The sequence below is a fragment of the Quadrisphaera sp. DSM 44207 genome (genome assembly GCF_900101335.1).
Lineage (GTDB): Bacteria > Actinomycetota > Actinomycetes > Actinomycetales > Quadrisphaeraceae > DSM-44207.
Map to the genome: position 1 here is coordinate 411178 of NZ_FNKA01000002.1, position 25607 is coordinate 436784.

Genomic DNA, 25607 nt, shown 5'->3' on the forward strand with positions numbered 1-25607 from the left:
GCGGGAACCTCAGCCGGGCGGCGCTCCCGCCGTGTCCGCGGGAGCGCGCTCACCCGCGCGCACGACGCAGCGGAAGCCGAGGTGGCCGGTGGAGGTGTCGACCGCCTCGCCCTGCCGGGCGGCCGGGCGGTAGCGCAGGCAGTAGTCGGGGGCGCACAGGTGCGAGCCGCCCTTGACCACCCGGCGGGGGACGGCGGCGTCCGGCAGGCCCGGGACCCAGGGCTGGTCGGCGGCGTCGACGCGCGGGTTGCGCGGCACGCAGCACGCGGAGGCGACCTCCTCCGGGTGGCGCGGCCGGTACAGGTCGCTGGTCCACTCCCACACGTCGCCGGCCGCGTCGTGCAGCCCGTAGCCGTTGGCGGGGAAGGCCCCGACGGGCGAGGTGCGGCTGTACCCGTCGCTGCCCAGGTCCTGCCACGGGAACCGCCCCTGCCAGGTGTTCGCCATCGTCCGCCCGCCGGGCGCGAACTCGTCGCCCCAGGGGTAGACGGCGCCCTCCAGCCCTCCGCGGGCGGCGAGCCCCCACTCCGCCTCGGTGGGCAGATCCTCGCCCGCCCACCGCGCGTACGCCTCGGCGTCCTCGCAGGCCACGTGCACCACGGGGTGGTCCTCGCGCCCGTCCACGGTGCTGCCCGGGCCCTCGGGGTGCCTCCAGGACGCACCGGGCACGTAGCTCCACCACGCCCGGGGGTCGTGCAGGCCCACCGGGTGCGGCGGGGGCGTGAACACCAGCGACCCCGGGACCAGCAGCGCCGGGTCCACGCCGGGGTAGTCCGCCGGGTCCGGGCGGCGCTCGGCCACGGTGACGTGCCCGGTCTGCGCCACGAAGCGGGCGAAGTCGGCGGTGGTGACCAGGTGCCGGTCCATCCAGAAGCCGTCGACGGCCACCCGGTGCACCGGGCGCTCCTCGGGGTAGACGTCGTCCGAGCCCATCGCGAACGTCCCGCCGGGGATCCACACCAGGTCGTCGGCGGTCATCGGCCGGTGCTCATCGCTCGTGCCCTGCCGGGGGCAGGATGCGCTCCACCACCTCGGCGGGCACCAGCCCGGCGGAGGAGAAGCGGCGGGCGACCTCGAGGAACTGCGGTGCCACGCCGCCCAGGTCCTCCAGCAGCCCCCGGGCGACCTCCTCGCGCCCGGCCAGGGCGGCGACGACGGCGCGCCAGAGCACCTGGTCCGGCTCGGTGAGCGGGTCCTGGTCGCGCAGCTGGTCCAGCGCGCGGTCGGCGGCACCGGCCTCGTCGTCCAGGGCCTGGGAGAACGCGCGGACGACCTGCTGGTAGCGCACCCTCCTGGCGACCAGCCGGTCGAGCTCGGTCACCGGGTCCGGGGAGTCGTCGACGCGCAGGTCGACCACGGTGTCGTGCCAGGGCCGCCCGGTGGTGCGCGCCCGCACCACCGCCACCGCCGCGGACCGGCGCCCGCGGATGTCACCGCCGGCGTCCTCGGCGGCGTGCAGCGCGCCGAGCAGGCGCTGGGACAGCAGCCCGGTGGAGGCGGTGAAGGACGCCACCATCGCCTCCCACACCGCGGGCGAGGCCACCGTGTTGGCCAGGGCCGCGCAGTCCTCGCCGACCTGGTGACCCGCCGCGGCGACGCACCCGGACCCGGTGTAGACGACCACCTCCCCCGTCACCCCGGCCACCGCGACCTGGCGGCGCTCGGGGTGGGGGTCGACGGTGCGCAGCGCGGTCAGCGCCTCCCGCGCGGTCAGCCCGCCGCGCAGCATGTCCAGCCCGAGCTCGCCGTACATCGGCTCGCCCATCGACTGGGTGGCCACCACGCCGAGCCCCGGCACGGCGAAGGGCACGCTGCTGCCCACCGCGAACGCCTGCGACTGGGTCACCACGCCCATCATCCCGGCCTCGGGGTCCCGGGCCACGATCGAGGAGGTCACCGCGCCGCCCTACCCGCCGTCCGGGGCGCTACGCCCCGGTGACCCGGGCGGCGGCACCCCGGTGCGGCAGGTCGACCGGAGCGGCCGCCCGGGTCAGGGCGCGGAGGAGGGCCGGGACGAGCAGCATCGCCGCCAGCGCCGTGCCGACGAACCGCCCTCCGACGCGCACCGCGTCGGAGCCGGTCTCGACGTCGGGCCCCTGAGGGCTAGCGACGTCGACGTACACCCGGAACCCGACCAGGAGGACCACGAGCCCGGCGGTGGCGAGGAGCGCACCGGGCAGCGCGTCGCGCCAGCGCGTGTCCGCGCTCTGACCGACCTGGTAGAGCCAGGCCAGGAAGGCGGCGCACACGACCGGGACCACCGGCCAGCGCCCCAGCGCTCACGCCGTCACCACGCCTGCGGTCGCCGTCGTCGGCCCGTCATCCGGCACGTCCTCCGGGTCGCTCGCCGACCTGCGCCGCCTTGTGATGTCCCTGCCGCGCGAGGAGAGTGCGGGCCCTCGATGCACCCGACGGGGGGAGTGCGCGGTGCTGCTGACGCTGCACGAGCGGGAACGGCTGATGATCTGCACCGCGGCCAAGCTCGCGGAGGAGCGCCGGGCCCGCGGGGTGAAGCTCAACCTCCCGGAGGCCACCGCGCTCATCACCTCCTTCCTCCTCGAGGGCGCCCAGGACGGCCGGGAGGTCGCGGACCTGACGGACGCCGGCCGCGACGTGCTGGGCCGCGACGAGGTGATGGAGGGGGTGCCGGAGATGCTGGGGCAGCTGCAGGGAGAGGCGACGTTCCCGTACGGCACCAAGCTGATCACCGTCACGGCGCCGATCTCGTGAGCCGCCTGGACGTCGCCGGCGGCGGGGACGTCGCCCGCAAGGGCGGCCCGGGCATCGCCCGCGCCGCCCTGCTGGTCGTCAACAAGGTCGACCTGGCACCCCACGTCGGGGTCGACGTGCCCCGGATGGTCTCCGACGCCACGGCCGCCCGCAACGGCGCGCCCGTGCTGGCGCTGTCGCGCCACCAGCCGGAGAGCGTGGAGCAGCTGCGCGCATGGGTCCGGTGGATGCGCGAGGAGCACGTCGCGGGACGGCACACGCCGAGCGACCCCGGGGCCGCGGCACCGCACGTCCACGCCCCGGGAGAGGCGGACGGCCTCCTCCACTCCCACGACACCGCGCCCCCCTGACGGCGAGCGCGACCGTGGACGAGCGCACCCCGGCCCGACGCGCGAGCCGGCTGGCCCTGGCCGCGGCCGTGCTGCTGCTCGCCGCCGCCGCGTCCGGGTGCACCGTCACCGACCCGCAGCTGACCACGGTGTCGTACTGCCCCGGGGACGCCAGCTGCGCGGACCTGGGCCGCGGCGTGCAGGCCGACTCCCTGGTCGTGGTCGCCGAGGCCCCCGGTGCACCCGGCGCCCTGGTCGCCCGGCTGGTCAACACCTCCCTGCAGGAACGGCACATCAGGGTCACCGCCGAGGGGCTCGAGGAGGTCTTCGAGGTGGGACCGCGCCAGACCCTGGCCCTCGGCGGCGTCTCCCCGGCTCCGTCCCGGTGGTCATCCCCGCCGTGCCCGTCGAACCGGGTGAGCTGATGACGCTGACCATCGGCGTCGAGGGAGCCCAGCCCCAGGACGTGCCCGTGCAGGTCTTCGCCGACGCCTTCGACCGGTACGCGCCCTACCTGGAGGTCCCCGCCTCCACCGCGCCCGCCGACGTCGACTGAGGCGGGGACAGGACGACCGTGCCCGCCCGACGCCGGCTGGCAGCGGAGCGCGGGGACCAGCCCAGGACGCCGGGCCGCGGCCTGCGGCGCCGCGCGGCGGACCTGCTGGTGGCGCTGCGCTGGGTCGTCGTCCTGGGCTGGCTGGCCGTCGCCGTCGCTGCCGCCGCCGCGGCCGGCGAGCCCTGGGCCTGCGGCCGCACTGGCTGATCCGGGCCCTGACCCGCCGGCGCGTGGCCGCCGCCACCGCGGCGGACCAGCGCCGCGTCGCCCTGGCCGCCTCCGCCGTCTCCCTGGTCGTCCTGGTGCTGCTCCTGCGCTCGCTCGTCGCCCCGGTCCACCTCCTGCTCGGCAACGTCCTGTCCGTCGCGTCGGCCCTGGGGCTGACGACGTGGGTCTTCCAGGACCTCCTGGACCGCCCGGGCATCGCGTTCTACGTGCCGTTCGCCCGCCCCACCCCTCCGACCGCCCGGCGCGCCACGCGCGGACCGCACGCTTTGACGATGTGACCGTTCTGGTCCACGATGTGACCGTGACGGTCCAGCCCGCGCGTCGCGTGCGCCCCTCCAGCGAGGAGATCGACCGCGGCATCCTCGACGCGGCGGCGGAGATCTTCGCCCGCCACGGGTTCGCGGGCACCGCGGTCCAGCAGGTCGCCGACGCCGTCGGCTACTCCAAGGCGGGCCTGCTGCGCCGCTTCGCCAGCAAGCAGACCCTCTACGACGCCGTGCTCGCCGCCGCCGTCCGCGAGGGCGAGGCGGTCGTGGAGGCGGCGGAGCAGGTACCCCCCGGTCCCGGCCGCCGCCAGGCGCTGCTCGACCTGGTCACCGAGGCGGCGCTCGCCAGCCCCGGGCTCGCCTCGCTGCTCCTGGAGTCGATCCGGCCGGCGTCCGACCTGCCGGGTCGCGCGCGCGTCGAGGAGCTGGTCACCGCGCTCCTGGAGTCCCTGGCCGCCGACGCCCCGAGCGCCCGCGAGCAGGTGCGGGCGCTGCTGGCCCTGCAGCTCGTCGTCAACGCCGCCTCGCTGCTGACCGCGCAGCCGCACGGCCCCCGCCTGGCTCCCGAGGAGCTGCGCGCCCTCGTCGTCGAGCTCTCCGGCGCCGTCCTCAGCCCCGCCCCCCGCTGACCCACCCCCTCGCTGCTGCGGAGCCCCGTGTCCTCCCTGCTCTACGCCCTCGGCCGCGCCGCGCACCGCCGGTGGGGCGTCGTCCTCGTCTGCGCCGTCCTCGTGATCGGCCTGGCCGCCGGGGCCGCAGCCGTGCTCTCGCGCGGCACGGACGACGCCTTCGCCGTGCCCGGCACCGAGTCCCAGGAGGCCCTGGACCGGCTCGAGCAGACCTTCCCCGCCGCCAGCGGCACCTCGGCCCAGGTGGTCGTGGTCGCGCAGGACGGCGACGTCTCCGCCCCGCAGGTCACCGGCGCCGTCGCGGAGGTGGTGGCGCAGCTGGAGGGCATCGACCAGGTCGCCGCCGTCGCCTCCCCGCTCGCCGAGGACGGGTCCCTCTCCCCCGACGCCGAGGTCTCCGACGACGGCGACGCGACGATCGTCTCCGTCCAGCTGAACGCCCCGGACGCCAGCGCGGCGACGCAGGAGCGGCTGCTGGAGATCGCCGAGGACGCCACGGGCGAGGACGTCCGCGTCACCGCCGGCGGCGCCGCCTTCCCCGCCGCTGCGCCGGGGCTGACCCCGACGGAGGGGCTCGGGCTGCTCGTGGCCCTCGTCGTGCTCGGGCTCGCGTTCGGCTCGCTGCTCGCCGCCGGCATGCCCCTGCTCACGGCGGTGGTGGGCGTCGCGCTGACGACGTGCGCGATCTTCGCGGCCACCGCCGTCGTCGACGTCTCCGCCACCGCGCCCCTGCTGGCGGTGATGATCGGCCTGGCGGTCGGCATCGACTACGCGCTGTTCATCCTCGCCCGCCACCGCGCCCAGCTGGCCGCCGGCCTGGACCCCGAGGAGTCCACCGGCCGCGCCGTCGCCACCGCCGGATCGGCCGTGGTCTTCGCCGGGCTCACCGTGATGATCGCCCTGGCGGGGCTGGGCGTGGCGGGCATCCCGTTCCTCACGGTGATGGGCCTGGCCGCGGCGGTCGCCGTCCTCGTCGCCGTGCTCGTGGACCTGACGCTGCTCCCGGCCCTCTTCGGCCTCCTCGGGCGCCGGCTCGTCCCGCGCCCGCGCGCTCCTCGCCGCCGGCGCCGTCCGGGCACCGCCGGGCGTCGCGGGGCCGCCGACCGCTGGGTCTCCGGGGTGCTGCGCGCGCCGCTGGCGGTCACGGCGGTCGTCGTGGCCGGCCTCGCCCTGGCCGCCGTCCCGGCCCTCGACCTGCGCCTGGCGCTGCCCGGCGCCGACGCCGGGCAGCGCGGCACCCCCGCCCGCGACACCTACGACCTGGTCAGCGAGGAGTTCGGCCCCGGCTACAACGGGCGCCTGCTGGTCACCGGGGACGTCGTCGCCAGCACCGACCCGCTCGGGCTCGTCGAGGCCGTCGCCGAGGAGCTGCGCGCCCTGGACGGCGTCGCCTCGGTGCCCCTGGCCACCCCGAACGAGGACGCCGACACGATGGTCGTCCAGGTCGTGCCCGAGGGCGGGCCCACCTCGGTGCAGACCCAGCGCCTGGTGGAGGAGATCCGGGCGCTGGCGCCGGCGATCGAGCGCGAGCACGGCGTGGCGGTCAGCGTGACCGGTCAGACCGCCGTCGGGATCGACATCTCCGCCCGGCTGATGGGCGCGCTGGCGCCCTTCGGCGTCCTCGTCGTCGGCCTGTCGCTGGTGCTGCTGGCGATGGTGTTCCGCTCCGTGTGGGTGCCGGTCACCGCCGCCGTCGGGTTCGTGCTGTCCATCGGCGCGGCGCTCGGGTCCGTCGTCGCCGTCTACCAGTGGGGCTGGCTGGAGGGCCCGCTGCACACCGTGGCCACCGGCCCGGTGATCAGCTTCATGCCGATCATCCTCATGGCGGTGCTGTTCGGGCTGGCCATGGACTACGAGGTCTTCCTCGTCTCCGGCATGCGCGAGCAGTGGGTGCGCACCCGCGACGCCCGCGCCGCCGTGCGCAGGGGCTTCACCTCCGCGGCGAAGGTCGTCACCGCCGCCGCGCTGATCATGTTCGCGGTCTTCGCCGCGTTCGTGCCCGAGGGCGACGCGACCCTGCAGCCGATCGCCCTCGGCCTGGCCGTCGGGGTCTTCGTCGACGCCTTCGTGGTGCGGATGACGCTCGTGCCCGCCGTGATGGCGCTGCTCGGGCAGCGGGCGTGGTGGCTGCCGCGCTGGCTGGAGCGGGCCCTGCCCTCCTTCGACGTCGAGGGCGAGGGCCTGGGCTCCCAGATCGCCCTGCGCGACTGGCCGCACCCTGGCGCCGCGCCCGGCGTGCACGCGCAGGACCTGGCCCTCGACCTCGGCGGCGAGCCGCTGCTGGCCGGCCTGGACCTGACCGTCGAACCCGGCCGGGTGCTCCTGGCCACCAGCGGCACCCGCACCTCCCGCACCGCGCTGGCGATGGTCCTGGCCGCGCGCACCGCCCCGACGTCCGGGCGCCTGAAGGTCGCCGGCGCCGTCCTGCCGCAGCAGGCCTGGTCCGCCCGCCGGTCGGTCGCGCTCGTGCGCTGCGTCGAGGAGGGCGGCGAGGAGGACGACGTCGCCGCCGCGGTGCGCCGCGCCGTCCGCCCGGGCACCCGGGTGCTCGTCCTCGACGGGCTGGACTCCGTGCCCACCGCCGCCGCGCGGCAGGCCGCGCTGGACGCCGTGGGCGCCGCCTGCGCCGGGCGCGGCGTCGCGGCGGTGGTCACCGCCACCGAGGAGGCGGTGACCGGGCTGCGCCTCGACGCCCTCGACGCCGCGCTCCTCGACCTCTCGTCCCGCGCTCCCCGCACCGCCCCGCTGGAGGAGGCCCGCTCGTGGCACGCCTGACCGTCGAGCGCAGCAGCAGCGCACCCGCCGTCGCACCCGCCGTCGCACCCGCCGTCGCACCGTGCTCCGCTCCCGGCACCGCCGGGAGCGGGCGCGGCGCCCGGGCCGGGTGGCTGACCGTGCTCGGGCTCGTGCTCGTCCCCGTCGTCCTCGCCGCGTCCTTCGTGTGGGCGCTGTGGCGGCCGGCCGACGACCTCGAGCGCGTGCGGGCGGCGGTGGTCAACCTCGACGTCCCCGCGACCGTGGACGGGCAGACCGCGCCCCTCGGCCGCCAGCTCGTCGCCGCCCTGACCGCCGGCACCGGCACCGGCACCGGCACCGGCGGCACCGGCACCGGCACCGGCACCGGCGGCACCGGCACCGGGACGGACGGCGGCGAGGACCGGTCGGACCTCGACTGGACCCTCACCGACGCCGAGACGGCCGCCGCGGGGCTGCAGGACGGCACCTACGCCGCCGCGGTCACCATCCCGGAGGGCTTCTCCACCGCCGCGACCTCCCTGGCGGGCGAGGACCCGGCCGCGGTCACCGCCGCGACCCTGGAGGTCATCACCTCCCCCGCGTCCGCCGTCGCCGACGCCGTGGTCGCTCGCGCCGTCAGCGACGCGGCCGCCGCGGCGCTGGCCGACCAGGTGACGACCACCTACGTCGAGAACGTCCACATCGGCTTGTCCACCCTCTCCGACGGCCTGCAGCAGTCCGCGGACGGCGCGACGGCCCTGGAGGAGGGCACCTCCCAGCTCGCCGCCGGCCTGGCCGGCGCGAGCGCCGGCAGCGACCGCCTCGTCGTGGGCCTGGGCGACCTCGCCGACGGCACGGCGGAGCTCGCCGGGGGCAGCAGCGCGCTGGCATCGGGCGCCGCCCGCTCCGCCGAGGGCGCCGCGGCGCTGGCCGACGGCCTCGAGCAGCTGCGCGCCGGCACCGGCGAGCTGCCGGGGCACACCGAGCAGCTCGCCGTGGGAGCCGCCGGCGTGGCCTCCGGCGCGGCGGATCTGCACGAGAGCCTGGGCGGCCTCGGCGACGGGCTGCAGGAGGCGGCCGGCGGCCTGGCCGCCCTGCCCGGTGCGGCCGCGGACCTGTCCGCGGGCAGCGCCCAGGTGCAGGACGGCGCCACGGCCGTGGCGGGCGGCGCGTCGTCCCTCGCCGACGGGCTGGCGCAGGCCGTGAGCGCCTGCCAGGCGCAGCCGGGCGCCGACTGCAGCCAGCTCTCCTCCCTCGCCACCTCCGCCGCCGGTCTCGACGACGCCGCCGCGGAGGTGGCGGCCGGGGCGGGGGCGGTGGCCGGCGGCGCGGACGCCCTGGCCGCCGGAGCGCGTCCCGCGGTCGACGGCGTCTCTGCGGCCGCCGAGGGCGCGCGGCAGGCGAGCGCCGGCGCCGGCGCCCTGGCCCAGGGCGCCCAGCAGGTCGCCGACGGCACGTCGGCCCTCGCCGCCAGCGCGCCGGCCCTGGCCCAGGGCGTCGCCGCCTCGGCGGACGGCGCCCGCCCGCTCACCGAGGGCACGGCCGAGCTGGCCCGGGGCGCGCAGGCCCTCGCCTCCGGGGCGGCGGACCTGCAGCAGGGCACCGAGCACGCCGCCGGAGGCGCCCGCGAGCTCGCCGAGGGCACCGAGCAGCTGCAGGCCGGTGCCACCGGCGTGGACGACGGCGCCGCCCGCTTGGCGCAGGGGTTGTACCAGAGCGCGGACGCCGTCCCGTCCCTGGACGAGGACGAGCGCGCGACCGTGGCCGCGGTCGCCGCAGAGCCCGTGAGGACCACCACGGGCGCGGACGCCTCCGCGGGCATCGGCGCCGCCTACCTGACGGCGCTGGCTCTCGGCGTCAGCGCCCTGGTGGTGTTCCTGCTGCTCGCGGCCGTGCCGGCCCGCGCGGTCAGCAGCAGCGCCGGGTCCGTGCGCCTGGCGCTGCGCTCCTTCGCCCCCGCGGCGGGCGTCGCCGCGGCGCAGGCCGTGCTGCTCACCGGCGTCCTGCAGGTCGTGCTCGACCTCGACGGCGGAGCGGTCCTGCGGCTGGCCGGGCTGCTGCTGCTCGCCGGGCTCGCGCTCAGCGCCGTCAACCAGGCGCTCGTCGCGGCCGCGGGCGGGATCGGGCGGTTCGCCTCCCTCGTGGTGCTGGCGGTCAGCGCCCCCGCGGCGCTGGTGTCCACCACGCCGCCGGCCCTCGCGACCCTGTTCGCGGCCACGCCGCTGGCGCCCGTGCTCGACGGCGTGCGCGCCGTCGTCACGGGCAGCGGGGGCGCCGGCGGCGACGCGGCGGCCCTGCTCGCGTGGACGGCCGGCGCGCTGCTCGTCACCGTCCTCGCGATCGCCCGCACCCGCTCGGTGCGGCCGAGCCACCTGCGGCGGCTCGCGGCCGCCTGACCCCGCCCGTCGCCGCGGCTGGCGGGTCAGGCGTCGAGCAGGAGCGCGACGTCGGGGTGCAGCGCCGCCGGAGCGCGGTCCAGGACGGCACGGAGGAGGCGCGTGACCGTCTCGCTCGACGAGGTGCTCCTCAGGCCGCTGCCACCGGGGCGTCCCAGTCGAGGTGGTGGTCGCGCATCCACAGCTGCGGGTCGCGGCCGCGCGCGGCCGCGACCCGCAGGCCCACGGGCATCACGAGGTCGCGCACCGTGCGGGCCACGGGGTTGAGCGACTTGGCGCTGCTGGTGCGCCAGCCGTGGGCGACGACGCGCTCGGCCCGTGGCCGCCGGGCGGCCTCGAAGGCCGCGAGCGCCTCGGGCACGGGCAGGTCGCGCAAGCAGCGGGCGAGCACGACGGCGTCCTCCACGGCGAGGGAGGACCCCTGCCCGGCGGCCGGGGAGGTCGCGTGCGCGGCGTCCCCGACGAGCACCGTGCGCCCGCGGTGCCACCGGCCCACGGTGGGCACGTCGTGGGTGGTCCACCCGCGCAGCGGCCCCGGGGTGGCGTCGACGAGGGCGAGAGCGGGGCAGCGGTCGCCCGCGTGCAGCTCGTGCAGCAGGGACCGCCACTGCGCGTCCGAGGTCGCGGCCACCTGCTCGGCCGTCGGCTCGGACGGCGCCGGCGGGTTGGCGAACCACCAGGTCTGCCCGGTCGGGGCGGCGAGGTAGCCGAAGAAGGAGCGGCGGCCGAAGACCATCGTCAGGCGGCCCACCTGCGCGCCGGCGGGGGTGTGCTCGGAGTACCCGGCGGTGTTGAGCACCGGGACGTGGCGGGGCGGCGGGCAGTCCGGGTCCACCAGGGAGCGCACCCGCGAGCGCACGCCGTCGGCGCCGACGAGCACGTCCGCGGTCTCGCTCGTGCCGTCGGCGAAGACCGCCGTCACCCCGTCCGGGGTCTCGTGCGCGTCCACGAGCCGGGAGCCGTGCCGGACCCGCACGCCGCGGCGCAGGGCCTCCGCGTGCAGCGCCTGGTACAGCTCGGAGCGCTTCATCGACAGCCCGGGCGGGCTGTCGGGCCGGGGCCCGCTCGTCGGCAGGGCGCCCAGCACCCTGCCCGTCCAGCTGCGCAGCTCGATCACGGGCGTGGGGAAGCCGACGCCCGCGACGGCGTCCTCGGCGTCGAGGGCGCGCAGCGCGTCGAGGCCGTTGGTCTGCAGGCCCAGCCACGCGCCGACGTCGGACGCGGGCGCGGTGCGCGCCTCGTGCACGGTCGCGTCGATGCCCGCCTTCTGCAGCGCCACGGCCGTGACCGGCCCCGCGACGCCCCCTCCGATGACCAGCGCCCTCGTCACGCCGCGACCTCCCCGCCCTCTCGACCGTCCCGCCCGCGCCCCGCGCTGCGCGGCGGCGGGAGCCATCTCCTCACACGCGGCGCGGGCGGTGGCAGCGCCGCGGCGCGGGACGACACGAACCTGACGATCTCCACGCCGTCCGGCGCGGTCCCGCTCGCGCCGGCGCCGTCCCGGGCGTGGTGGGATCGGCCCGTGACGAGCAGGAGCGGGCTCGCGGCCCGCACGCTGGGCGAGGACGGGCCGCGGGTGGTGTTCCTGCACGGCCTGTTCGGCCAGGGCCGCAACTGGACGAGCACCGGCAGGGCGCTGGCCGCCGAGGGCCGCCGGGTCACCCTGCTGGACCTGCCGAACCACGGGTCCTCCCCGTGGACCGACCGGGTCGACCAGGTCGAGATGGCGCACGCCGTGGCCGGGGAGGTCGCGGCGCTGGGCGAGCCGGTCTCGCTCGTGGGCCACTCCATGGGCGGCAAGGTCGCCATGCAGGTGGCGCTGCGCCGTCCGGAGCTGCTGCGGGCGCTGGTCGTGGTCGACATCGCGCCGGTGGAGTACCCGGAGACCGGCCGCCGCAGCGACGACCCGCAGGAGGAGGCCTCACCCTTCGCGCGCTTCACCGCCGCGATGCGGGCACTGGACCTGCGGGCGCTGCGCGGCCGGGAGGACGCCGACGCCGCCCTGCGCGAGGCGGTGCCCAGCGACGCGGTGCGCGCGTTCCTGCTGCAGAGCCTCGTCCGCGAGGACGGCGGGTGGCGCTGGCGGCTGAACCTGGAGGTGCTCGAGCGCGACCTCGGCGTCGTGCGCGGCTTCCCCGACCCGCCGCCCGGCGCCCGCTACGACGGGCCCGCGCTGTGGATCGCGGGCGCGACCTCGCACTACGTCCTGCCCCGCGACCGCGCGCGGATCGACGCGCTCTTCCCGGCGGCGCGGCTGGTGCGGATCAAGGACGCCGGCCACTGGGTGCACTCGGAGCGCCCGGAGGTCTTCACCGAGACCCTGCGCCGCTTCCTGCGCACCGTCGAGCGGGGCTGAGGCCCGGCCCCGCTCGACGGCCCGGTGATCGGCGCGGTCAGCCGGCGGCGGGCACCGGGCCGTAGGTCAGGTGCACCACCCCGTTGCTCAGGCCCTCGGCGCCGAGGAAGGACAGCGGCGTGCGCGGCCCGCCGTCGGGGAAGAGCCGGATGCCCGTCCCGACGGCGAGCGGGTACACGTACAGGTGCAGCTCGTCGACCAGGCCGTCGGCGAGCAGGGCCCGCACGAGCGTGGCGCTGCCGCTGACGTACAGGTCGCCGTCCGCCTCCTCCTTCAGCGCCCGGAGGCGGACGGCGTCGTAGCCGCCGACCACGGTGGAGTTCGACCACACGGCCTCGGCGTCGGTCAGGGTGGAGGAGACCACGTGCTTGCGGGTGTCGTTGAAGAACGGGGCGCCCGGGTCGTCCTCGACGGTGCGGGTGGACCACGCCGGCGCGAACATCTCGAAGGTCGTGCGCCCGAGCAGGATGCCGGTGGCCGAGGCCGTGAGCGCGCCGATGGACGCGGCCAGGTCGTCGGGGAAGCCGTAGTCCATCGTCCACAGAGGTGCGTCCACCACCCCGTCGACGGTGGTGAACTCGTGCACCGTGATCGCGCCCATCGCCTGCTCCCTCAGCTGCTCGTCCGGACCGGTCGCGGGCTCCCGCGCCGCCGGTGGTGTTCGTCGCAGGGAAGACGATGGCCGACGCCGATCCTCATCGGTGCGGGAACGACGTCATCGGCGCGAGCACCGTCGGGGCCGCTGGTGCGGCTCGAGCGCGGCTCGAGCGCCGCTCGCCAGTGCCGTGCTCCGCTCACGCCGATGGCGGAGTGTCGCGGACGGTGCGAGCGCCGGGTCGAGCGACGCCTGGCTGCGGCAGACGACGGCTCCGGACCACCCCGGTGGCGCCGTCCCGGGGCGCGGGCCCCGTGCGACGGGCCGCGTGGCTCGTCACCGCCCCGCGTCGAGCGTCCAGTACGCCCGCTCGCGCAGGTCCGCACCCGCCACGAGGAGGTGGGCGTCCGCCACGGCGCCCTCCGGCACCCACACGCAGTGCAGGAGGGTCACCTGCTGGTGGGGCTCGACCTCCACGGGGCCGAACGGACCGGAGGAGCACGGCTCCGTCCAGTACTCGCGGCCGTTCCCGCCGACGACGCTGACGCCCAGGTGCGCCCACGGGTCGCGGGCGTCGTCGTCCAGGTTCGTCAACGCGAGGCTGACGGTGCCTCGCTGCTGCGGCTCGGCGAAGGGGCTCCAACCCTGGCGGGAGTCGTCGGCCTCGAACTCGGCCGCGGTCACGGCGACCGCGAACCGCCCGACGTCGGCGCTCTGCCCGGGCGCGAGGGTCTCCTCGGGCACGGGTCGGGCCTCGACCGAGGCGTGGTCGCCCGTCCACGGCAGGGCGAGGAGGAACCCGCTGGAGGACAGCAGGACCACCGCGACCACGAGCGCGAGGCCGGTGGCCGCGGCCCCCAGAGCCGACAGGGCGACGCCGACCAGGGGCACGAGGCGCTCGCTGCGGTCGGCGCGCCGCAGCGCCAGGACGCTGAGCAGGAGCCCGACCGGCCACAGCAGCACCGCTGCGACGAGGCCCGCCAGGGCCAGCGGCTCCGGCCCCCTGCGCCGGCCGGTGTCCGTCGGGGCGGCTGGCGGCGAGGAGCGAGGACCCTAGGGTCCGACCATGCAGACGCCACCCCGTGACTGGAGCGGCGGTGATCCCGACGACCTCACGGCGTGGACCGTCATCCGCGCCCAGCACGCCGTCACGCGGATCTTCTCCTCGGTCCTGCGCGAGCACGAGCTGACCCCCCAGCAGTTCGGCGTGCTGATCGAGCTGGTGCGGCATCCCGGTCTCAGCCAGGCGGCGCTGGCGCGCCGGGTGCTCGCGACGGCGCAGTCCGTCGGTGACCTCGTGCGCGGCATGGCCGAGCGCGGTCTGCTCGCCCGCGCCAGCCCTCCGGGTCCGGGGCGGGCGATCCGCCTGCGGATCACGGACGACGGTCGCCGGGCGCTGGACCGGGCGACCCCGGCGGTCCTGCACGCGGTGCGACCGCAGGCGCTCGGCCTGAGCCAGGGCGAGGACGCCCAGCTCAACGCCCTGCTGCACACCGTGATCCGCACGGTGGACTGAGGCGGGCCGGCCAGCCCTTGCCGGGCGCGCACGAGCGGCGTACCGTCGTCCCGCCACCATAAGGAACCTTATGGTCTCGGTCGCCCACCGAGGCGACCAGCCCGGGTGCACCCGCTCCCGCGCGCACCGACGCCGAGCAGGAGCCCCCATGACCACCACCCGCGCAGCAGCCCCCAGCGACCTCCCGACACACGGCGCCGCGACCCCGGGCAGGCCCGACGACGCCGAGGTGGACGTCGTCGTCGTGGGCGCCGGGCCGGTCGGCCTGACCCTCGCCTGCGCCCTCCTGCACCACGGGGTCCGCGTCAGGATCTTCGAGCGCGGGCCGGGGCGCTCGGGCGCCTCGAAGGGCCACAACCTGCTCCCGCGCTCCCAGGAGCTGCTCGAGACCATCGGCGTCCGGACGGCGATCGCAGCGCGGGCGCACTCCGCACCCCACACCCAGGTCCTCCTGGACCGCAGGCCGCTCGCCCGGCTGGACGTGCGCGGGTGCGGGAGCCCCTACGACTCCGTGCTCTTCTCGGGCCAGGACACCATCGAGGCGGTGCTGTCCGAGGCGGTCGCCGAGCGCGGCGGTCGCGTGGAGCGAGCTCGGCCGGTGCGGGCGGTCGCCCCCGACGAGGACGGCGTCACCGTGGCGGTGGGCCGCACCGACGTCCGCGGGGAGGAGCAGGACGCCGAGGACGAGCGCGTGCGCTGCCGCTACCTCGTCGGCGCGGACGGCGTGCGCGGGAGCGTCCGCGAGGCCGTCGGCCTCGGCTTCTCGCCCACCGCCCTGCAGGAGCGCGCCACGCGGCAGATCGACGCGAAGCTGTCCTGGAGGCGCCCCACGGAGCCCGACCGGAGCTGGTTCTTCCTGCACCCGAACGGCTTCGCCGGGATCCTGCCGGTGTGGGAGGGGCTGCACCGGCTGTTCTTCGTCGAGGACGAGGCCGAGGTGCCCGAGCGCGAGCCGACCCTGGCCGAGATGGTCCAGCGGGCCCGGGAGGTGACCGGCGACGAGACGTTCGAGATGTCCGACCCGGCGTGGTCCAGCTGGGGACGCTTCCGCCACGGCGTGGCACCGGCCTACGCGCGCGGGCGCGTCTTCCTCGCCGGGGACGCCGGTCACCGCACCCTGCCGATCGGCGGGCAGGGCATGAACGCGGGCCTGCACGACGCGATCGGCCTGGCGTGGCGACTGGCCAAGACCCTGGCGGGCCAGGGCGGTCCGCTCGTGCTCGACAGCTACGGCCCGGAGCGGCACGGGGCGCACGAGCGGCTCGAGGCGCAGCAGGTCAGGGGCTACCGGCAGCTGGTGCACCGACCCCGCGGCGTCGACGTCGTGGTCGGCGCCGTCGCCGACCTGATCCCGAACCTCGCCTCCCGGGTCTTCGGCGGCGAGGACCTCACCCAGCTGTCGGTGGCCTACCCCGACAGCGACCTGAGCGCGGACCGCTTCCCGGCGCTCTCGGCGCTCGGCCCGGCGCGCAGGGGCGCACCCAGGGCCGGGGCCCGCGCGCCCGACGCCCCGGTGACCACGCCCGCCGGCGCGACCACGTCGCTGCTGGACCGGATCCACCACCCCGACGGGGTGACGTGGGGCTGGTGCCTGCTGGCCTTCGACGGGCGCGAGCAGGGCTCGCGCGAGGCCCTGGTGCGGGCGGTCGAGGCGGTGTCCGCCTGGCCCTGGGTGCGCCCCCACCTGGTCCTGGCCGACCCGCTCGCGTCGGACGACGGGGCCGGTGCCACGCCGTGCCTGTTCGACCTGGACGGGCTCTCCCACGCCGCCTACGGGCTGGAGGGCGTCCCCGCGCTGGTGCTCGTGCGCCCCGACGGGCACATCGCCTTCCGGGGCCCCGCCGGCCACCCGGAGCGCCTGCACGCCCACCTGCGCAGCGTCTCAGGACAGGACGCCACCGGTGCTGGAGGCGGTGGTGGGGCGCGCGGCCGCGCCGTCGGCCGGGAGCGGCGGAGGGATCGGCACCCCTTCCGCCGGGCCCGCGCCGCGGCCTACGGTCGGCGCTCATGAAGGACCCCGAGGGCCTGTCCGGTCGCTACGCGCAGGAGGCGCTGCGCAAGGTCCACACCCGGGACGACGTGCCTCCCGACGCCCCGCTGGAGGCGCACCCGGACCCCGACGTCCCCGGCGCGAACTACGTCGACGGCCTCGGCGACGCCCGCTACTGGGTCGGCCTGCAGGGCGAGGTCGTGCGCACGGGCAGCGACGGGACGCCCCCCACGCGCAGCGAGCAGTTCGACCAGGCGCACCACCGCTACACCGCCGCCGTGGAGAAGGTGCGCCTGCGCTACGCCACCCCGGTGGTGGAGCGGCTCTTCGCCACCCCGGACACGCACGTGCCCGACGCCTTCTTCGTCCACGACACCCACGAGCCCCAGACGGTGCGCTGGGTCGCCCCCGACGGCGAGGTCCACGACGGCTACCGCCTCGTCGACGACGAGGCCCGGTGGGACGAGGAGACGGCGGCCGCGCGCCGCGCCGTCCTGCGGCGCCAGCCGAGCACCGCTCCCCTCGTCGACGGCTGAGCGTCGCCGCACTCCTCCGTCCGTGTCGATCGTGCGACATGTCGACTACCCTGCGTCAGTCCGCGCGGCGTCCGCCACAATGGGGCGCCGGTCGCACCCGACGACGAGGACGGACCACCGTGGCGAAGCACCGGGCACCAGACCCCTCGAGCACTGACTTCGACGCCGCGACCAGCGCGCTGGCCGACGTCACCGGCGACTACACCGTGGACGTCGTGCACACGCGCATCGGCTTCCGCGCCCGGCACGCGATGGTGACGACCGTGCGCGGGTCGTTCACCCGCTTCGAGGGCCGGGCGCACCTGGACGCCACCCACCCCGAGCAGAGCGGCGTCGTCCTGCACATCGACGTCGCCAGCATCGACACCGGCCAGGCCGACCGCGACGACCACCTGCGCTCCCCCGACTTCTTCGACGTCGGCACGCACCCGCACATCGTCTTCGCCTCCACGTCCGTGAAGCAGGTCGACGAGGCCGTCTACCGGGTCACCGGGGACCTGACGATCAAGGACGTGACGCACCCGGCGAGCGTGGACTTCGAGCTGACCGGCTCCGCGCAGGACCCGTTCGGCGACACGCGGGTGGGCTTCGAGGGCTCGCTGGTGATCAGGCGCAGCGAGTGGGGCCTGACCTGGAACGCCGCGCTGGACACCGGCGGCGTCCTGGTCAGCGACAAGATCCAGATCGAGTTCGACGTCTCCGCGATCCGGTCGGCCTGAGCGGCCCCGACGCCGGCGCGACCGGCCGGGTCAGGCACCGTCGTGCCGGGCGCCGGGCGGGTCGGCGCCAGGCGTGGTGGGGGCGGTGCCCGAGGACGGCGTCCAGGGAGAGCTCCCCGGGACCGGTGAGGGCGAGCGCGGAGGTGGACAGCCCCAGCACCGCCGGGTACTCCCAGCCGCCCTGGGTGGCGAACAAGCCGCTGGGCGCGTGCACCGAGGCGGCCGCGAGCACGGTGCCGGCGGCCGCGGCGCCCGCGGCGGGCGTGGCCAGGCCGAGGGCGATCAGCGCTCCGCCGCCGAACTCCGCCGCGCCGGCGAGCAGGGCGCTCGGGCGGGCGGGCGTGAAGCCCATGGCCTCGAAGACCCCGGCCGTGCCCTGCACCCCTCCTCCGCCGAACCAGCCGAACAGCTTCTGCCCGCCGTGGGCGGCCAGCACCGAGCCGACCCCGGCCCGCAGGGCCAGCAGTCCGACGTCCTGGAACCGGTCGTGGGTCACGGTGTCCTCCTGGTCCGCCGCCGTCTGTCGCCGAGGTCCTCGCTCACCGGCCCGCGCCAGCACCGGAGGCTGGTGGTCACCCCCGAGGAACCGCAGGTGACGGCGCGGACGGCGGTCCCCCTCCCCGACGGGGCCCAGGAGGGGACCGCACCCCCTCCAGCCCCCTGCTGCGCGGGGCTACGGTCAGCGCCTCCCGCCGATGCCGGACGGAGCGCCCATGGGCCCGCGCGCACACCTGCTGGCGGTCGCGCTGTGCGCGGGCGCCGTCCTCACCGGCTGCTCACCGGGCACCGCTCCGGCTCCCGGCGCGAGCGCCGGCACGACGTCCAGCACGACGTCCAGCACGACGTCGGGCGTGGCCGCGGAGGAGCCGGCCGCCACGGCGGCCCAGCCGTCCCCGGTGCAGCCGCCCTCGCCGCCCCCGCCGCCGGCGGCGCAGGGGTCGCTGGTGGAGGTGGCGCGCATCGGCGGGGAGATCTCGCCGAAGTCCGTCGTCGCCACCGGCACCGGCCTCGTCGTCGCCCAGAACATGATGTACCGGCACACGGTCACGGTGTACGACCGCTCGTTCGCGCTGGTCGCGACGATCCCCGACGAGGTGGTGCTCTCCGACTTCGGGCACCCGGAGCAGGGCGCGTACCGGGGTGCGCCCGTGGAGGCCGTCGTGACCGCGGACGGCCGCCACGTGTACGTGTCGAACTACTCGATGGAGGGGCCGGGGTTCCGCGAGGGCCGTGACACCTGCTCGCCGGAGGACGACCTGCCCGACAGCTTCGTGTACCGCATCGACACGGCCACCCTGCGCATCGACCAGGTGGTCCGCGTCGGGGCGGTGCCGAAGTTCCTCGAGCTCACCCCCGACGGACGGACGCTGCTGGTGAGCAACTGGTGCTCCTACGACGTCAGCGTCGTGGACACCGCCGCCGCGACCGAGGTCGCGCGCGTGCCGGTGGGCCGCTACCCGCGCGGCATCGCCGTCAGCCCCGACTCCCGCACCGCCCACGTGGCCGTCATGGGCTCGACGCACCTCGCGGTCCTCGACCTCGCGACCCTGGCCGTGGGCCGCGTCGAGGACGTCGGCGGAGGGCCGCGGCACGTGCTGGCCAGCCCCGACGGCGCGCACCTGTACGTCACCCTCAACCGCGACGGGCTCGTCACGAAGGTCGACGCCGCCACCGGCGAGACGGTGGCGCGGGTGAGCACGGGTGCCGCGCCGCGCAGCGCCGCGCTGTCCGCCGACGGCACCGCCCTGTACGTCGTCAACTACGAGTCCGGCACCGTGGCGAAGGTCGCGACCGACGGGATGCAGGTCGTCCAGACCGCCCCCGTGCCGCACCACCCCATCGGCATCACCGTGGACGACGCCGCGCGCCAGGTCTGGGTGGCCAGCTACTCGGGGACGATCACGGTGCTGCAGGACGGCGCGGAGCGGTGAGGAGGGGACCGGGCTCGCCCCCCGGACCCGTCACAGGAGCATCCACCCCAGCACCGCGGTGGACTGCAGGTAGACCAGCAGCGCCATGACCACGAGGAAGCCCAGGCTCCACCAGACGACCTTGCGGAAGAGGACGCCCTCCTGCCCGGCCAGGCCCACCGCGGCCGCCGCGATGGCGAGGTTCTGCGGCGAGATCATCTTGCCGAGCACCCCGCCGGAGGTGTTCGCCGAGGCCAGCAGCAGCGGGTCCAGCCCGGCGTCGGCCGCCGCGGCGATCTGCAGCGAGCCGAACAGGGCGTTGGAGGAGGTGTCCGAGCCGGTGACCGCCACCCCGAGCCAGCCGAGGACGGGCGAGAGGAGCGCGAACAGGCCGCCGGCGCCCGCCATCCACTGGCCGATGGTGATCGTCTGGCCCGACAGGTTCATCACGTACGCCAGGCCCAGCACCGCCATGACGGTGACGATGGCCCACTTCAGCTGGTCGTAGGTCTGCCCGTACGCCCGCAGCGCGCGGCCGGGGGAGAGCTTGAGGACCGGGATGGTCAGCAGGCCGCTGATGAGCACGAGCGTGCCGCCGGCGGGCAGCCAGTTGAGGTTGAAGGTGGTGGTGGTCACCGGCTCGCCCGCGGGGTTGAGCACGTCCAGCCCCGGCCAGGGGAAGGTCACGACCCCGTTGGCGAGCAGGGCCTTGACCGCCGGGACCTGCGCGATGCTGAAGACCAGGATGATCATCGCGTAGGGGGCGTAGGCGCGCAGCACCTCCGCCGGCGGGTCCACGGGCGCGCGGTCGGCCGCCGCGACCGGGGCGGGGCTGCCCGCGCCGTCGTCCCCGCGCCCGCCGCGGTCGGCGCCGAGCCCGCTGGCCGCGGTGGCGCCGCTGCCCAGCTGCGAGCCGCCGGTCGCGACGCTGGCGCCCGCGGCCCGGGAGCCCGAGCGGGCGCCCCGGCCCCGCACGCCCTCGACGCGGTGCGCGGCGTCCTCGGCGGAGGAGATGCGGCCCTGCATCTCCCGCTCGTCCAGGGTCTGCACCGTGAGCACCTCGGCGGGCTGCCAGAAGCGCAGCAGGACCACGATGGCGGCGGCGGCGAGCAGGGAGGCGACGATGTCGGTGAGCTCGACGACGAAGTAGTTCGCGCACAGGAACTGCCCGATCGCGAAGACCACGCCGCCGACCACGGCCGGCAGCCACGTCTGCCGCAGCCCCCGCCGCCCGTCGACCATGAACACCAGCACGAGCGGGACGAACAGCGCCAGCACCGGGGTCTGGCGTCCCACGACGGCCCCGATGGCGTCCGCCTCCAGGCCGGTGACGCGGCCCATGGTGATGATCGGGGTCGCCAGCGCCCCGTAGGCGACGGGCGCGGTGTTGGCGACCAGGGCGATCGAGGCCGCCTTCAGGGGCGTGAAGCCCAGCGCCAGCAGCATCACCGAGGAGATCGCGACCGGGGTGCCGAAGCCCGCCAGGGCCTCCAGGAGCCCGCCGAAGCAGAACGCGATGATCACGGCCTGGATGCGCTGGTCGGCCGAGATCGACCCGAAGGAGCGCCGCAGGACGTCGAAGTGCCCGGTGGCGACCGTGAGGTTGTAGACCCAGATCGCGTTGATGACGATCCACATGATCGGGAAGAAGCCGAACGCGGCGCCCTCGAGGCCGGAGTTCAGCGCGGTGCCCACCGGCATCCGGTAGACGAGGACCGCCACGAGGACCGACACGGCGAGCGAGGCCAGGGCGGCCCACTGCGCCTTGACCTTCAGCGCCCCGAGGAGCACGAAGATCGTCACGAGCGGCAGCGCGGCGAAGATCGCGGAGAGCGCGAGCGAGTCCGCGACGGGGGTGAAGTCCTGCTGGTAGGTGAGCATCGACCGTCCTCGGCGTCGGATCAGGGGGCGCTGGTGAGGGCGGACGCGGGCAGGCCGCGGATGGACGCGTCCAGCACCTCCACCGTGTGGGCCATGCCGATGTCGGCGCCGGAGCGCTGCAGCGCCGAGCTCACCTGCATCAGGCAGCCGGGGTTCGCCGTCACCAGCAGCCGGGCGCCGGTGGCGACGATGTTCTCGGCCTTGCGGTCGCCCAGCTCCCGGGCCGGCTCGGGGTTGAGGATGTTGTAGATGCCGGCGGAGCCGCAGCACAGGTCCGCCTCGGCGATCTCGCGCAGCTGCAGGCCGGGGACGCCGCGCAGCAGCTCGCGCGGCTGCGCGCGCACGCCCTGGGCGTGGGCGAGGTGGCAGGCGTCGTGGTAGGCGACGGTGACGTCGAGCGGGTGGCGCGGGGCGACCGGGCCCAGCTCGCTGAGGATCTCGGTGACGTCCTGCACGCGCGCCGAGAACGCGGCGGCGCGCTCGGCGCAGCGCGGGTCGTCGGCGAGCAGGTCGGCGTACTCCTTCATCGTCGACCCGCAGCCGGCGGCGTTGACGACGACGCGCTCGACCCCCGCGTCCTCGAAGGCGTCGACGAGGGCTCGCGCGTAGCGCTGGGCCTCGGCCTCGCGCCCGTTGTGCGCCGACAGGGCGCCGCAGCAGCCCTGGGCGCGCGGGATGACGACCTCGCAGCCCTCGGCGGCGAGCACGCGGGCGGTGGCGGCGTTGACGCCGGGGAAGAACTCCCCCTGAACGCACCCGGTGAGCAGGCCCACCACCGCGCGGCGGGTCCCGACCGCGGGCACGCGCTCGGGCAGCTGCTCGCGCGGGCCGATCCGCGGCGCGATGGACTCCATCGCCGCCAGCTGCGGCGCTGCGCGCAGCAGGCCCGTGCGGCGCACGAGGCGGTCCAGGCCCAGGCGCTGGTAGGCCCACAGGGGTCCGCGCACCAGGCGCAGGCGCCGGGGGTGGGGGAAGAGGGCGAAGATCCCGGCGCGCAGCAGGCGGTCCTTCGGCGAGCGGGTGTGGTGCCGCTCGACCTGGGCGCGGGTGGTCTCGATGAGCTTGTCGTACTGCACGCCGGAGGGGCAGGCCGTCACGCAGGCCATGCAGCCCAGGCAGGCGTCCCAGTGCTGCACCATCGCGTCGCTCAGGGGCTCCCCCTCGAGCCCCTGCTTCATCAGGTGGATGCGCCCGCGCGGGGAGTCCATCTCCTCCCCCCACAGCGCGTACGTGGGGCAGGTGGGCAGGCAGAAGCCGCAGTGCACGCAGTCGCCGACCAGCGCGGCGTCCGGTGGCCGGTGGTCGTCGAAGGCGCCGTGCTGCCCGGGCCCGCCGCCGGTGGGCACGTGGCCGTGCTGGTTCGCGCCCTTCCCGCGGGTGCGCGGCATGCCGAGGTCGGTCATCAGATCCCTCCCACGAACCGGCCCGGCGCCAGCCGGCGCTCGGGGTCGAACTGCTCCTTGACGCGGCGCATGAGGTCCAGGCCGGGCACCGGGCCCCACGCGTCCACGGCGTCCTCGACCTCGGGCGGGGCCTCCAGGACGACGCACGCGCCGCCGTGCTCGGCGCAGGCCGCGCGCAGGCGGGCGACCACCTCGGCGGCCGCGGCCGGTGCGGTGCCCGGCGGCAGGCCCGCGTGCAGGACGCCGGCGCCGGCGGACCCGCGCACCGCCGGGCGCACCCCCGCACCCTCCGCGCACGCCTGCACCGCGGACAGGACCGCCGCCAGCCCGGAGAGGGCGGAGGTGAGCTTCAGCCCGGTGCCGCCGACCGCCCACGGGTAGCGGCCCCACCCCTGCGGCAGGTCGGCGCCGACGCGCGCCCCGGCCCCGAGGAGGGCCGCGGCGCTCGCGGTGCGGGCCTCCACCCCGCCCGGGGTGCCCTCCAGCAGCACCGACAGGACGCCGGGGCCGTCGGCGGGCCAGTCCACCTCGAGCGCGGAGGGCACCACCTGGGAGTGGACCACCGCCTGCGCGAGGCGGTGCGCCTGCCCCGGGGAGTCGACGCCGGCGCTGAGCACGCGGCGCTCGGCCGGCAGCGGGTGCAGCCGGAACACGGCCTCGGTGATCACCGCCAGGGTGCCGTAGGAGCCGACGAGCAGCTTGCCCAGGTCGTAGCCGGCGACGTTCTTGACCACGCGGCCGCCGGCCTTGGCGACGACCCCGTCGGCGCGCACGAGCGTGACGCCGATCAGCAGGTCGCGGGCGGTGCCGGCGGCCACGCGCAGCGGGCCGCTGGCACCGGTGGCCAGGGTGCCGCCGACGGTGGCGCCGGGCGCGGTCTCGTCCAGCGCCAGGCGCTGGCCGGCCCCGGCGACCGCGGCCTGGACGTCGGCCAGGGCGGCCCCGGCCTGCACCTGCACGATCAGGTCGCCGGCGGCGTGGTCGACGACGGCGCCCATCGCCGTGGTGTCGAGCACCAGGTCCACCCGCTCCGGCGGGCGGCCCCAGGTCAGCTTGGTGCCCCGCCCGCGCGGGACGACGACGAGGGAGTGCGCGGCCGCGGCCCGCAGCACCTGCGCGGTCTGCTCCGTGGAGGCGGGCCGGGCCACCAGGGCCGGCGCCACCCCGTCGACGGCGTCGGCGGCGGTGGCGTCCCGCACGTCCGCGCACGCGGCGGCCAGCGAGCGGCGCACGGACTCGCGGTCGGCCGACAGCACCGCCATCAGAAGACCTCCGCCAGCCCGGCCTGCTGCAGCGGGTGGGCGCCCCTGTGCCGGCCGGGCACCTCCCCGCACAGGCGCGGGGTCGGGAACACCTTGCCGGGGTTGGCGATGCCGCCCGGGTCGAAGGCGCAGCGCACCAGCTGCATGGTGTCCAGGTCGTCGTCGGTGAACATCCGCGGCATGTAGGCGGCCTTGTCGATGCCCACCCCGTGCTCGCCGGTGATCGAGCCGCCGTGGCCGATGCACAGGTCGAGGATCGCGCCGCTGACCCGCTCGGCGGCTTCCGTGGCTCCCTCGACGCGCTCGTCGAAGAGCACCAGGGGGTGCAGGTTGCCGTCGCCGGCGTGGAAGACGTTCGCCACCCGCACCCCCGAGGAGGCGGACAGCTCGGCGATGGCCCGCAGCACCTCCGGCAGGGCGGTGCGCGGGATCACGCCGTCCTGGACGATGTAGTCGGGGCTGATGCGGCCCACGGCCGCGAAGGCGGACTTGCGGCCCTTCCACACCAGGGCCCGCTCCGCCGGGTCGGTGGCCACCCTCATCTCGAAGGCGCCGTGCTGGCGGCACAGGTGGTCCACCTGCGCGTGCTCGTGCTCGACGTCGCCGGCCGCGCCGTCCAGCTCGACGATGAGGACGGCGCCCGCGCCGGCCGGGTAGCCGGCGTGCACGGCGGCCTCGGCGGCCTCGATGGCGAGGACGTCCATCATCTCCACCGCCGCGGGCACGATGCCGGCGCCGATGATCGCCGACGTCGCCGCGCCGGCGTCGTCCGTGGAGGGGAAGCCCGCCAGGACCGTGCGCACCTCCTCGGGCAGCCGCACCAGGCGCACGGTGACCGCGGTGACCACGCCGAGGGTGCCCTCGGAGCCGACGACGGTGCCGAGCAGGTCGTAGCCGGGCGCGTCGGGGGCCAGGCCGCCGAGTAGCACGACGTCCCCGCCGGGGGTGACCAGCTCGGCGCCGAGGACGTGGTTGGTGGTGAAGCCGTACTTCAGGCAGTGCGCGCCACCGGAGTTCTCGGCCAGGTTGCCGCCGATGGAGCACACCTGCTGGCTGGAGGGATCGGGGGCGAAGTAGTAGCCCAGCGGCGTCGTGGCCCGCGTCAGCTGCAGGTTGATCACGCCGGGCTCGACGACGGCGCGCTGGTCGTCGCGGCGCACCTCGCGGATCCCCCGCATGCGCGAGGTGACGATCAGGACGCCGTCCGCGCGCGGCAGCGCTCCTCCGGACAGGCCGGTGCCGGAGCCGCGGGCGACGAACGGGACGCCGTGCTCGGCGCACGCGCGCACCACCGCGGCCACCTGCTCGGTGCTCTCCGGCATCACCACCAGCGCGGGGGTGACGCGGTAGTGGGCCAGGCCGTCGCACTCGTAGGTGCGCAGCTGGGCGTGGTCGTCGATGACCCCGTCCTCGGAGAGCACGGCCCGCGCCGCGCGGGCGACCTGCGCGATCGCGGCCGCGTTCGCGCCGCGCTCGCCGGTGGCCCCGGTCTCCTCGGGAGGGGTGGGCCCCAGGTGCGGGCCCGCGGTCGTGGTGGTGCCGTGGCTGGTGCTCATGCGCTGGACCTCC

General features: G+C 76.7%; 26 protein-coding genes. 15 read left to right on the top strand and 11 right to left on the bottom strand.

Annotated elements, in window-relative coordinates; genetic code table 11:
- Nucleotides 1-9: 9 nt before the first annotated feature.
- From BLS82_RS08075 to BLS82_RS08085, 3 genes are read right to left on the bottom strand one after another with little or no spacing between them, the layout of a single operon-like run.
- On the bottom strand, nt 10-978 hold the full coding sequence (locus BLS82_RS08075) for a formylglycine-generating enzyme family protein (protein ID WP_092863804.1): 969 nt from the start codon (nt 976-978) through the stop codon (nt 10-12).
- Between the two features lie 10 nt (nt 979-988).
- A complete protein-coding gene (locus tag BLS82_RS08080) occupies nt 989-1897 on the bottom strand; it encodes a DUF1028 domain-containing protein (RefSeq protein ID WP_092863807.1) in 909 nt (302 codons plus the stop codon).
- Between the two features lie 28 nt (nt 1898-1925).
- Complete coding sequence (locus tag BLS82_RS08085; protein ID WP_092863810.1) at nt 1926-2276, bottom strand: YhjD/YihY/BrkB family envelope integrity protein; 351 nt, start codon at nt 2274-2276, stop codon at nt 1926-1928.
- Between the two features lie 151 nt (nt 2277-2427).
- Here BLS82_RS08085 and BLS82_RS08090 point away from each other — a divergent pair, with 151 nt between their 5' ends.
- Genes BLS82_RS08090 through BLS82_RS08125 form a run of 9 tightly spaced genes read left to right on the top strand, consistent with a single transcriptional unit; the run spans nt 2428 to nt 9870 of the window.
- Complete coding sequence (locus BLS82_RS08090; RefSeq protein ID WP_092863813.1) at nt 2428-2730, top strand: urease subunit gamma; 303 nt, start codon at nt 2428-2430, stop codon at nt 2728-2730.
- A complete protein-coding gene (locus BLS82_RS08095; protein WP_176818995.1) occupies nt 2727-3080 on the top strand; it encodes a GTP-binding protein in 354 nt (117 codons plus the stop codon). The genes BLS82_RS08090 and BLS82_RS08095 overlap by 4 nt, the downstream gene beginning before the upstream one ends.
- 14 nt (nt 3081-3094) lie before the next feature.
- Nucleotides 3095-3484 carry a hypothetical protein gene (locus tag BLS82_RS08100; RefSeq protein WP_092863816.1) on the top strand — a complete coding sequence of 130 codons (390 nt, stop codon included), beginning with the start codon at nt 3095-3097 and terminating at the stop codon, nt 3482-3484.
- A complete protein-coding gene (locus BLS82_RS16390; RefSeq protein WP_255378211.1) occupies nt 3484-3615 on the top strand; it encodes a hypothetical protein in 132 nt (43 codons plus the stop codon). The genes BLS82_RS08100 and BLS82_RS16390 overlap by 1 nt, the downstream gene beginning before the upstream one ends.
- 18 nt (nt 3616-3633) lie before the next feature.
- On the top strand, nt 3634-3822 hold the full coding sequence (locus BLS82_RS15690) for a hypothetical protein (protein WP_092863819.1): 189 nt from the start codon (nt 3634-3636) through the stop codon (nt 3820-3822).
- Nucleotides 3823-3845: 23 nt separating this feature from the next.
- Nucleotides 3846-4121, top strand: coding sequence for an MMPL family transporter (locus BLS82_RS15695; protein ID WP_092863823.1), 276 nt, complete (start codon nt 3846-3848; stop codon nt 4119-4121).
- A 23-nt stretch (nt 4122-4144) separates the two neighbouring features.
- Nucleotides 4145-4738 (top strand): TetR/AcrR family transcriptional regulator, encoded by a 594-nt coding sequence (locus BLS82_RS08115; RefSeq protein WP_218123723.1) that lies wholly within the window; start codon nt 4145-4147, stop codon nt 4736-4738.
- Nucleotides 4739-4765: 27 nt separating this feature from the next.
- A complete protein-coding gene (locus BLS82_RS08120) occupies nt 4766-7513 on the top strand; it encodes an MMPL family transporter (RefSeq protein ID WP_092863826.1) in 2748 nt (915 codons plus the stop codon).
- Nucleotides 7501-9870: a YhgE/Pip domain-containing protein gene (locus tag BLS82_RS08125; RefSeq protein WP_092863829.1), complete on the top strand. Its 2370-nt coding sequence runs from the start codon at nt 7501-7503 to the stop codon at nt 9868-9870. The genes BLS82_RS08120 and BLS82_RS08125 overlap by 13 nt, the downstream gene beginning before the upstream one ends.
- Before the next feature lie 130 nt (nt 9871-10000).
- On the opposite strand, the gene BLS82_RS08130 is transcribed toward BLS82_RS08125, so the two are convergent.
- Nucleotides 10001-11200 (bottom strand): FAD-dependent oxidoreductase, encoded by a 1200-nt coding sequence (locus tag BLS82_RS08130; RefSeq protein ID WP_092863832.1) that lies wholly within the window; start codon nt 11198-11200, stop codon nt 10001-10003.
- 192 nt (nt 11201-11392) lie between these two features.
- Between BLS82_RS08130 and BLS82_RS08140 the strand changes: the two genes are divergently transcribed.
- Entirely contained in the window at nt 11393-12226 is an 834-nt protein-coding gene (locus BLS82_RS08140; RefSeq protein ID WP_092863838.1) for an alpha/beta fold hydrolase, read from the top strand.
- Nucleotides 12227-12263: 37 nt separating this feature from the next.
- Here BLS82_RS08140 and BLS82_RS08145 read toward each other — a convergent pair whose 3' ends face one another.
- Together BLS82_RS08145 and BLS82_RS08150 are read right to left on the bottom strand one after the other, a co-directional pair.
- The gene (locus BLS82_RS08145; protein WP_092863841.1) at nt 12264-12827 is read right to left on the bottom strand and encodes a dihydrofolate reductase family protein; all 564 of its coding nucleotides are present in this window, start codon (nt 12825-12827) and stop codon (nt 12264-12266) included.
- Nucleotides 12828-13157: 330 nt separating this feature from the next.
- Nucleotides 13158-13784, bottom strand: a complete 627-nt coding sequence (locus BLS82_RS08150) for a hypothetical protein (protein WP_092863844.1) — start codon at nt 13782-13784, stop codon at nt 13158-13160.
- Between the two features lie 103 nt (nt 13785-13887).
- Between BLS82_RS08150 and BLS82_RS08155 the strand changes: the two genes are divergently transcribed.
- The 4 genes from BLS82_RS08155 to BLS82_RS08170 all read left to right on the top strand — a co-directional run bounded on the left by BLS82_RS08155 (nt 13888) and on the right by BLS82_RS08170 (nt 17582).
- Nucleotides 13888-14337, top strand: coding sequence for a MarR family winged helix-turn-helix transcriptional regulator (locus BLS82_RS08155; protein WP_092863847.1), 450 nt, complete (start codon nt 13888-13890; stop codon nt 14335-14337).
- 148 nt (nt 14338-14485) lie between these two features.
- Entirely contained in the window at nt 14486-16348 is a 1863-nt protein-coding gene (locus BLS82_RS08160) for an FAD-dependent monooxygenase (RefSeq protein ID WP_092863850.1), read from the top strand.
- A complete protein-coding gene (locus BLS82_RS08165) occupies nt 16345-16863 on the top strand; it encodes a hypothetical protein (RefSeq protein WP_092863853.1) in 519 nt (172 codons plus the stop codon). Before BLS82_RS08160 ends, BLS82_RS08165 begins: the two co-directional genes overlap by 4 nt.
- Nucleotides 16864-16982: 119 nt before the next feature.
- A complete protein-coding gene (locus BLS82_RS08170; protein ID WP_092863856.1) occupies nt 16983-17582 on the top strand; it encodes a YceI family protein in 600 nt (199 codons plus the stop codon).
- On the opposite strand, the gene BLS82_RS08175 is transcribed toward BLS82_RS08170, so the two are convergent.
- Nucleotides 17530-18078: a DoxX family protein gene (locus tag BLS82_RS08175; protein ID WP_176818998.1), complete on the bottom strand. Its 549-nt coding sequence runs from the start codon at nt 18076-18078 to the stop codon at nt 17530-17532. The two genes, BLS82_RS08170 and BLS82_RS08175, sit on opposite strands and share 53 nt — an antisense overlap.
- A 217-nt stretch (nt 18079-18295) precedes the next feature.
- Here BLS82_RS08175 and BLS82_RS08180 point away from each other — a divergent pair, with 217 nt between their 5' ends.
- Complete coding sequence (locus tag BLS82_RS08180) at nt 18296-19513, top strand: YncE family protein (RefSeq protein ID WP_176818999.1); 1218 nt, start codon at nt 18296-18298, stop codon at nt 19511-19513.
- A 30-nt stretch (nt 19514-19543) separates the two neighbouring features.
- Here BLS82_RS08180 and BLS82_RS08185 read toward each other — a convergent pair whose 3' ends face one another.
- From BLS82_RS08185 to BLS82_RS08200, 4 genes are read right to left on the bottom strand one after another with little or no spacing between them, the layout of a single operon-like run.
- Nucleotides 19544-21373: an L-lactate permease gene (locus tag BLS82_RS08185; RefSeq protein ID WP_092863862.1), complete on the bottom strand. Its 1830-nt coding sequence runs from the start codon at nt 21371-21373 to the stop codon at nt 19544-19546.
- A 20-nt stretch (nt 21374-21393) separates the two neighbouring features.
- Nucleotides 21394-22776 (bottom strand): (Fe-S)-binding protein, encoded by a 1383-nt coding sequence (locus tag BLS82_RS08190; RefSeq protein ID WP_218123724.1) that lies wholly within the window; start codon nt 22774-22776, stop codon nt 21394-21396.
- Nucleotides 22776-24038 (bottom strand): FAD-binding oxidoreductase, encoded by a 1263-nt coding sequence (locus tag BLS82_RS08195; RefSeq protein ID WP_092863864.1) that lies wholly within the window; start codon nt 24036-24038, stop codon nt 22776-22778. Before BLS82_RS08195 ends, BLS82_RS08190 begins: the two co-directional genes overlap by 1 nt.
- On the bottom strand, nt 24038-25594 hold the full coding sequence (locus BLS82_RS08200) for an FAD-linked oxidase C-terminal domain-containing protein (RefSeq protein ID WP_092863867.1): 1557 nt from the start codon (nt 25592-25594) through the stop codon (nt 24038-24040). The genes BLS82_RS08195 and BLS82_RS08200 overlap by 1 nt, the downstream gene beginning before the upstream one ends.
- Nucleotides 25595-25607: the final 13 nt, after the last annotated feature.

Bases quoted from the DNA above. Each gene is read 5' to 3' on its own strand.
- BLS82_RS08145 (WP_092863841.1), bottom strand. From the start codon at position 12,827: ATGGGCGCGATCACGGTGCACGAGTTCACCACCGTCGACGGGGTGGTG.
- BLS82_RS08165 (WP_092863853.1), top strand. From the start codon at position 16,345: ATGAAGGACCCCGAGGGCCTGTCCGGTCGCTACGCGCAGGAGGCGCTG.
- BLS82_RS08195 (WP_092863864.1), bottom strand. From the start codon at position 24,038: ATGGCGGTGCTGTCGGCCGACCGCGAGTCCGTGCGCCGCTCGCTGGCC.
- BLS82_RS16390 (WP_255378211.1), top strand. From the start codon at position 3,484: ATGACGCTGACCATCGGCGTCGAGGGAGCCCAGCCCCAGGACGTGCCC.
- BLS82_RS08155 (WP_092863847.1), top strand. From the start codon at position 13,888: ATGCAGACGCCACCCCGTGACTGGAGCGGCGGTGATCCCGACGACCTC.
- BLS82_RS08190 (WP_218123724.1), bottom strand. From the start codon at position 22,776: ATGACCGACCTCGGCATGCCGCGCACCCGCGGGAAGGGCGCGAACCAG.
- BLS82_RS08200 (WP_092863867.1), bottom strand. From the start codon at position 25,594: ATGAGCACCAGCCACGGCACCACCACGACCGCGGGCCCGCACCTGGGG.
- BLS82_RS08075 (WP_092863804.1), bottom strand. From the start codon at position 978: ATGACCGCCGACGACCTGGTGTGGATCCCCGGCGGGACGTTCGCGATG.
- BLS82_RS08185 (WP_092863862.1), bottom strand. From the start codon at position 21,373: ATGCTCACCTACCAGCAGGACTTCACCCCCGTCGCGGACTCGCTCGCG.
- BLS82_RS08180 (WP_176818999.1), top strand. From the start codon at position 18,296: ATGGGCCCGCGCGCACACCTGCTGGCGGTCGCGCTGTGCGCGGGCGCC.
- BLS82_RS08160 (WP_092863850.1), top strand. From the start codon at position 14,486: ATGACCACCACCCGCGCAGCAGCCCCCAGCGACCTCCCGACACACGGC.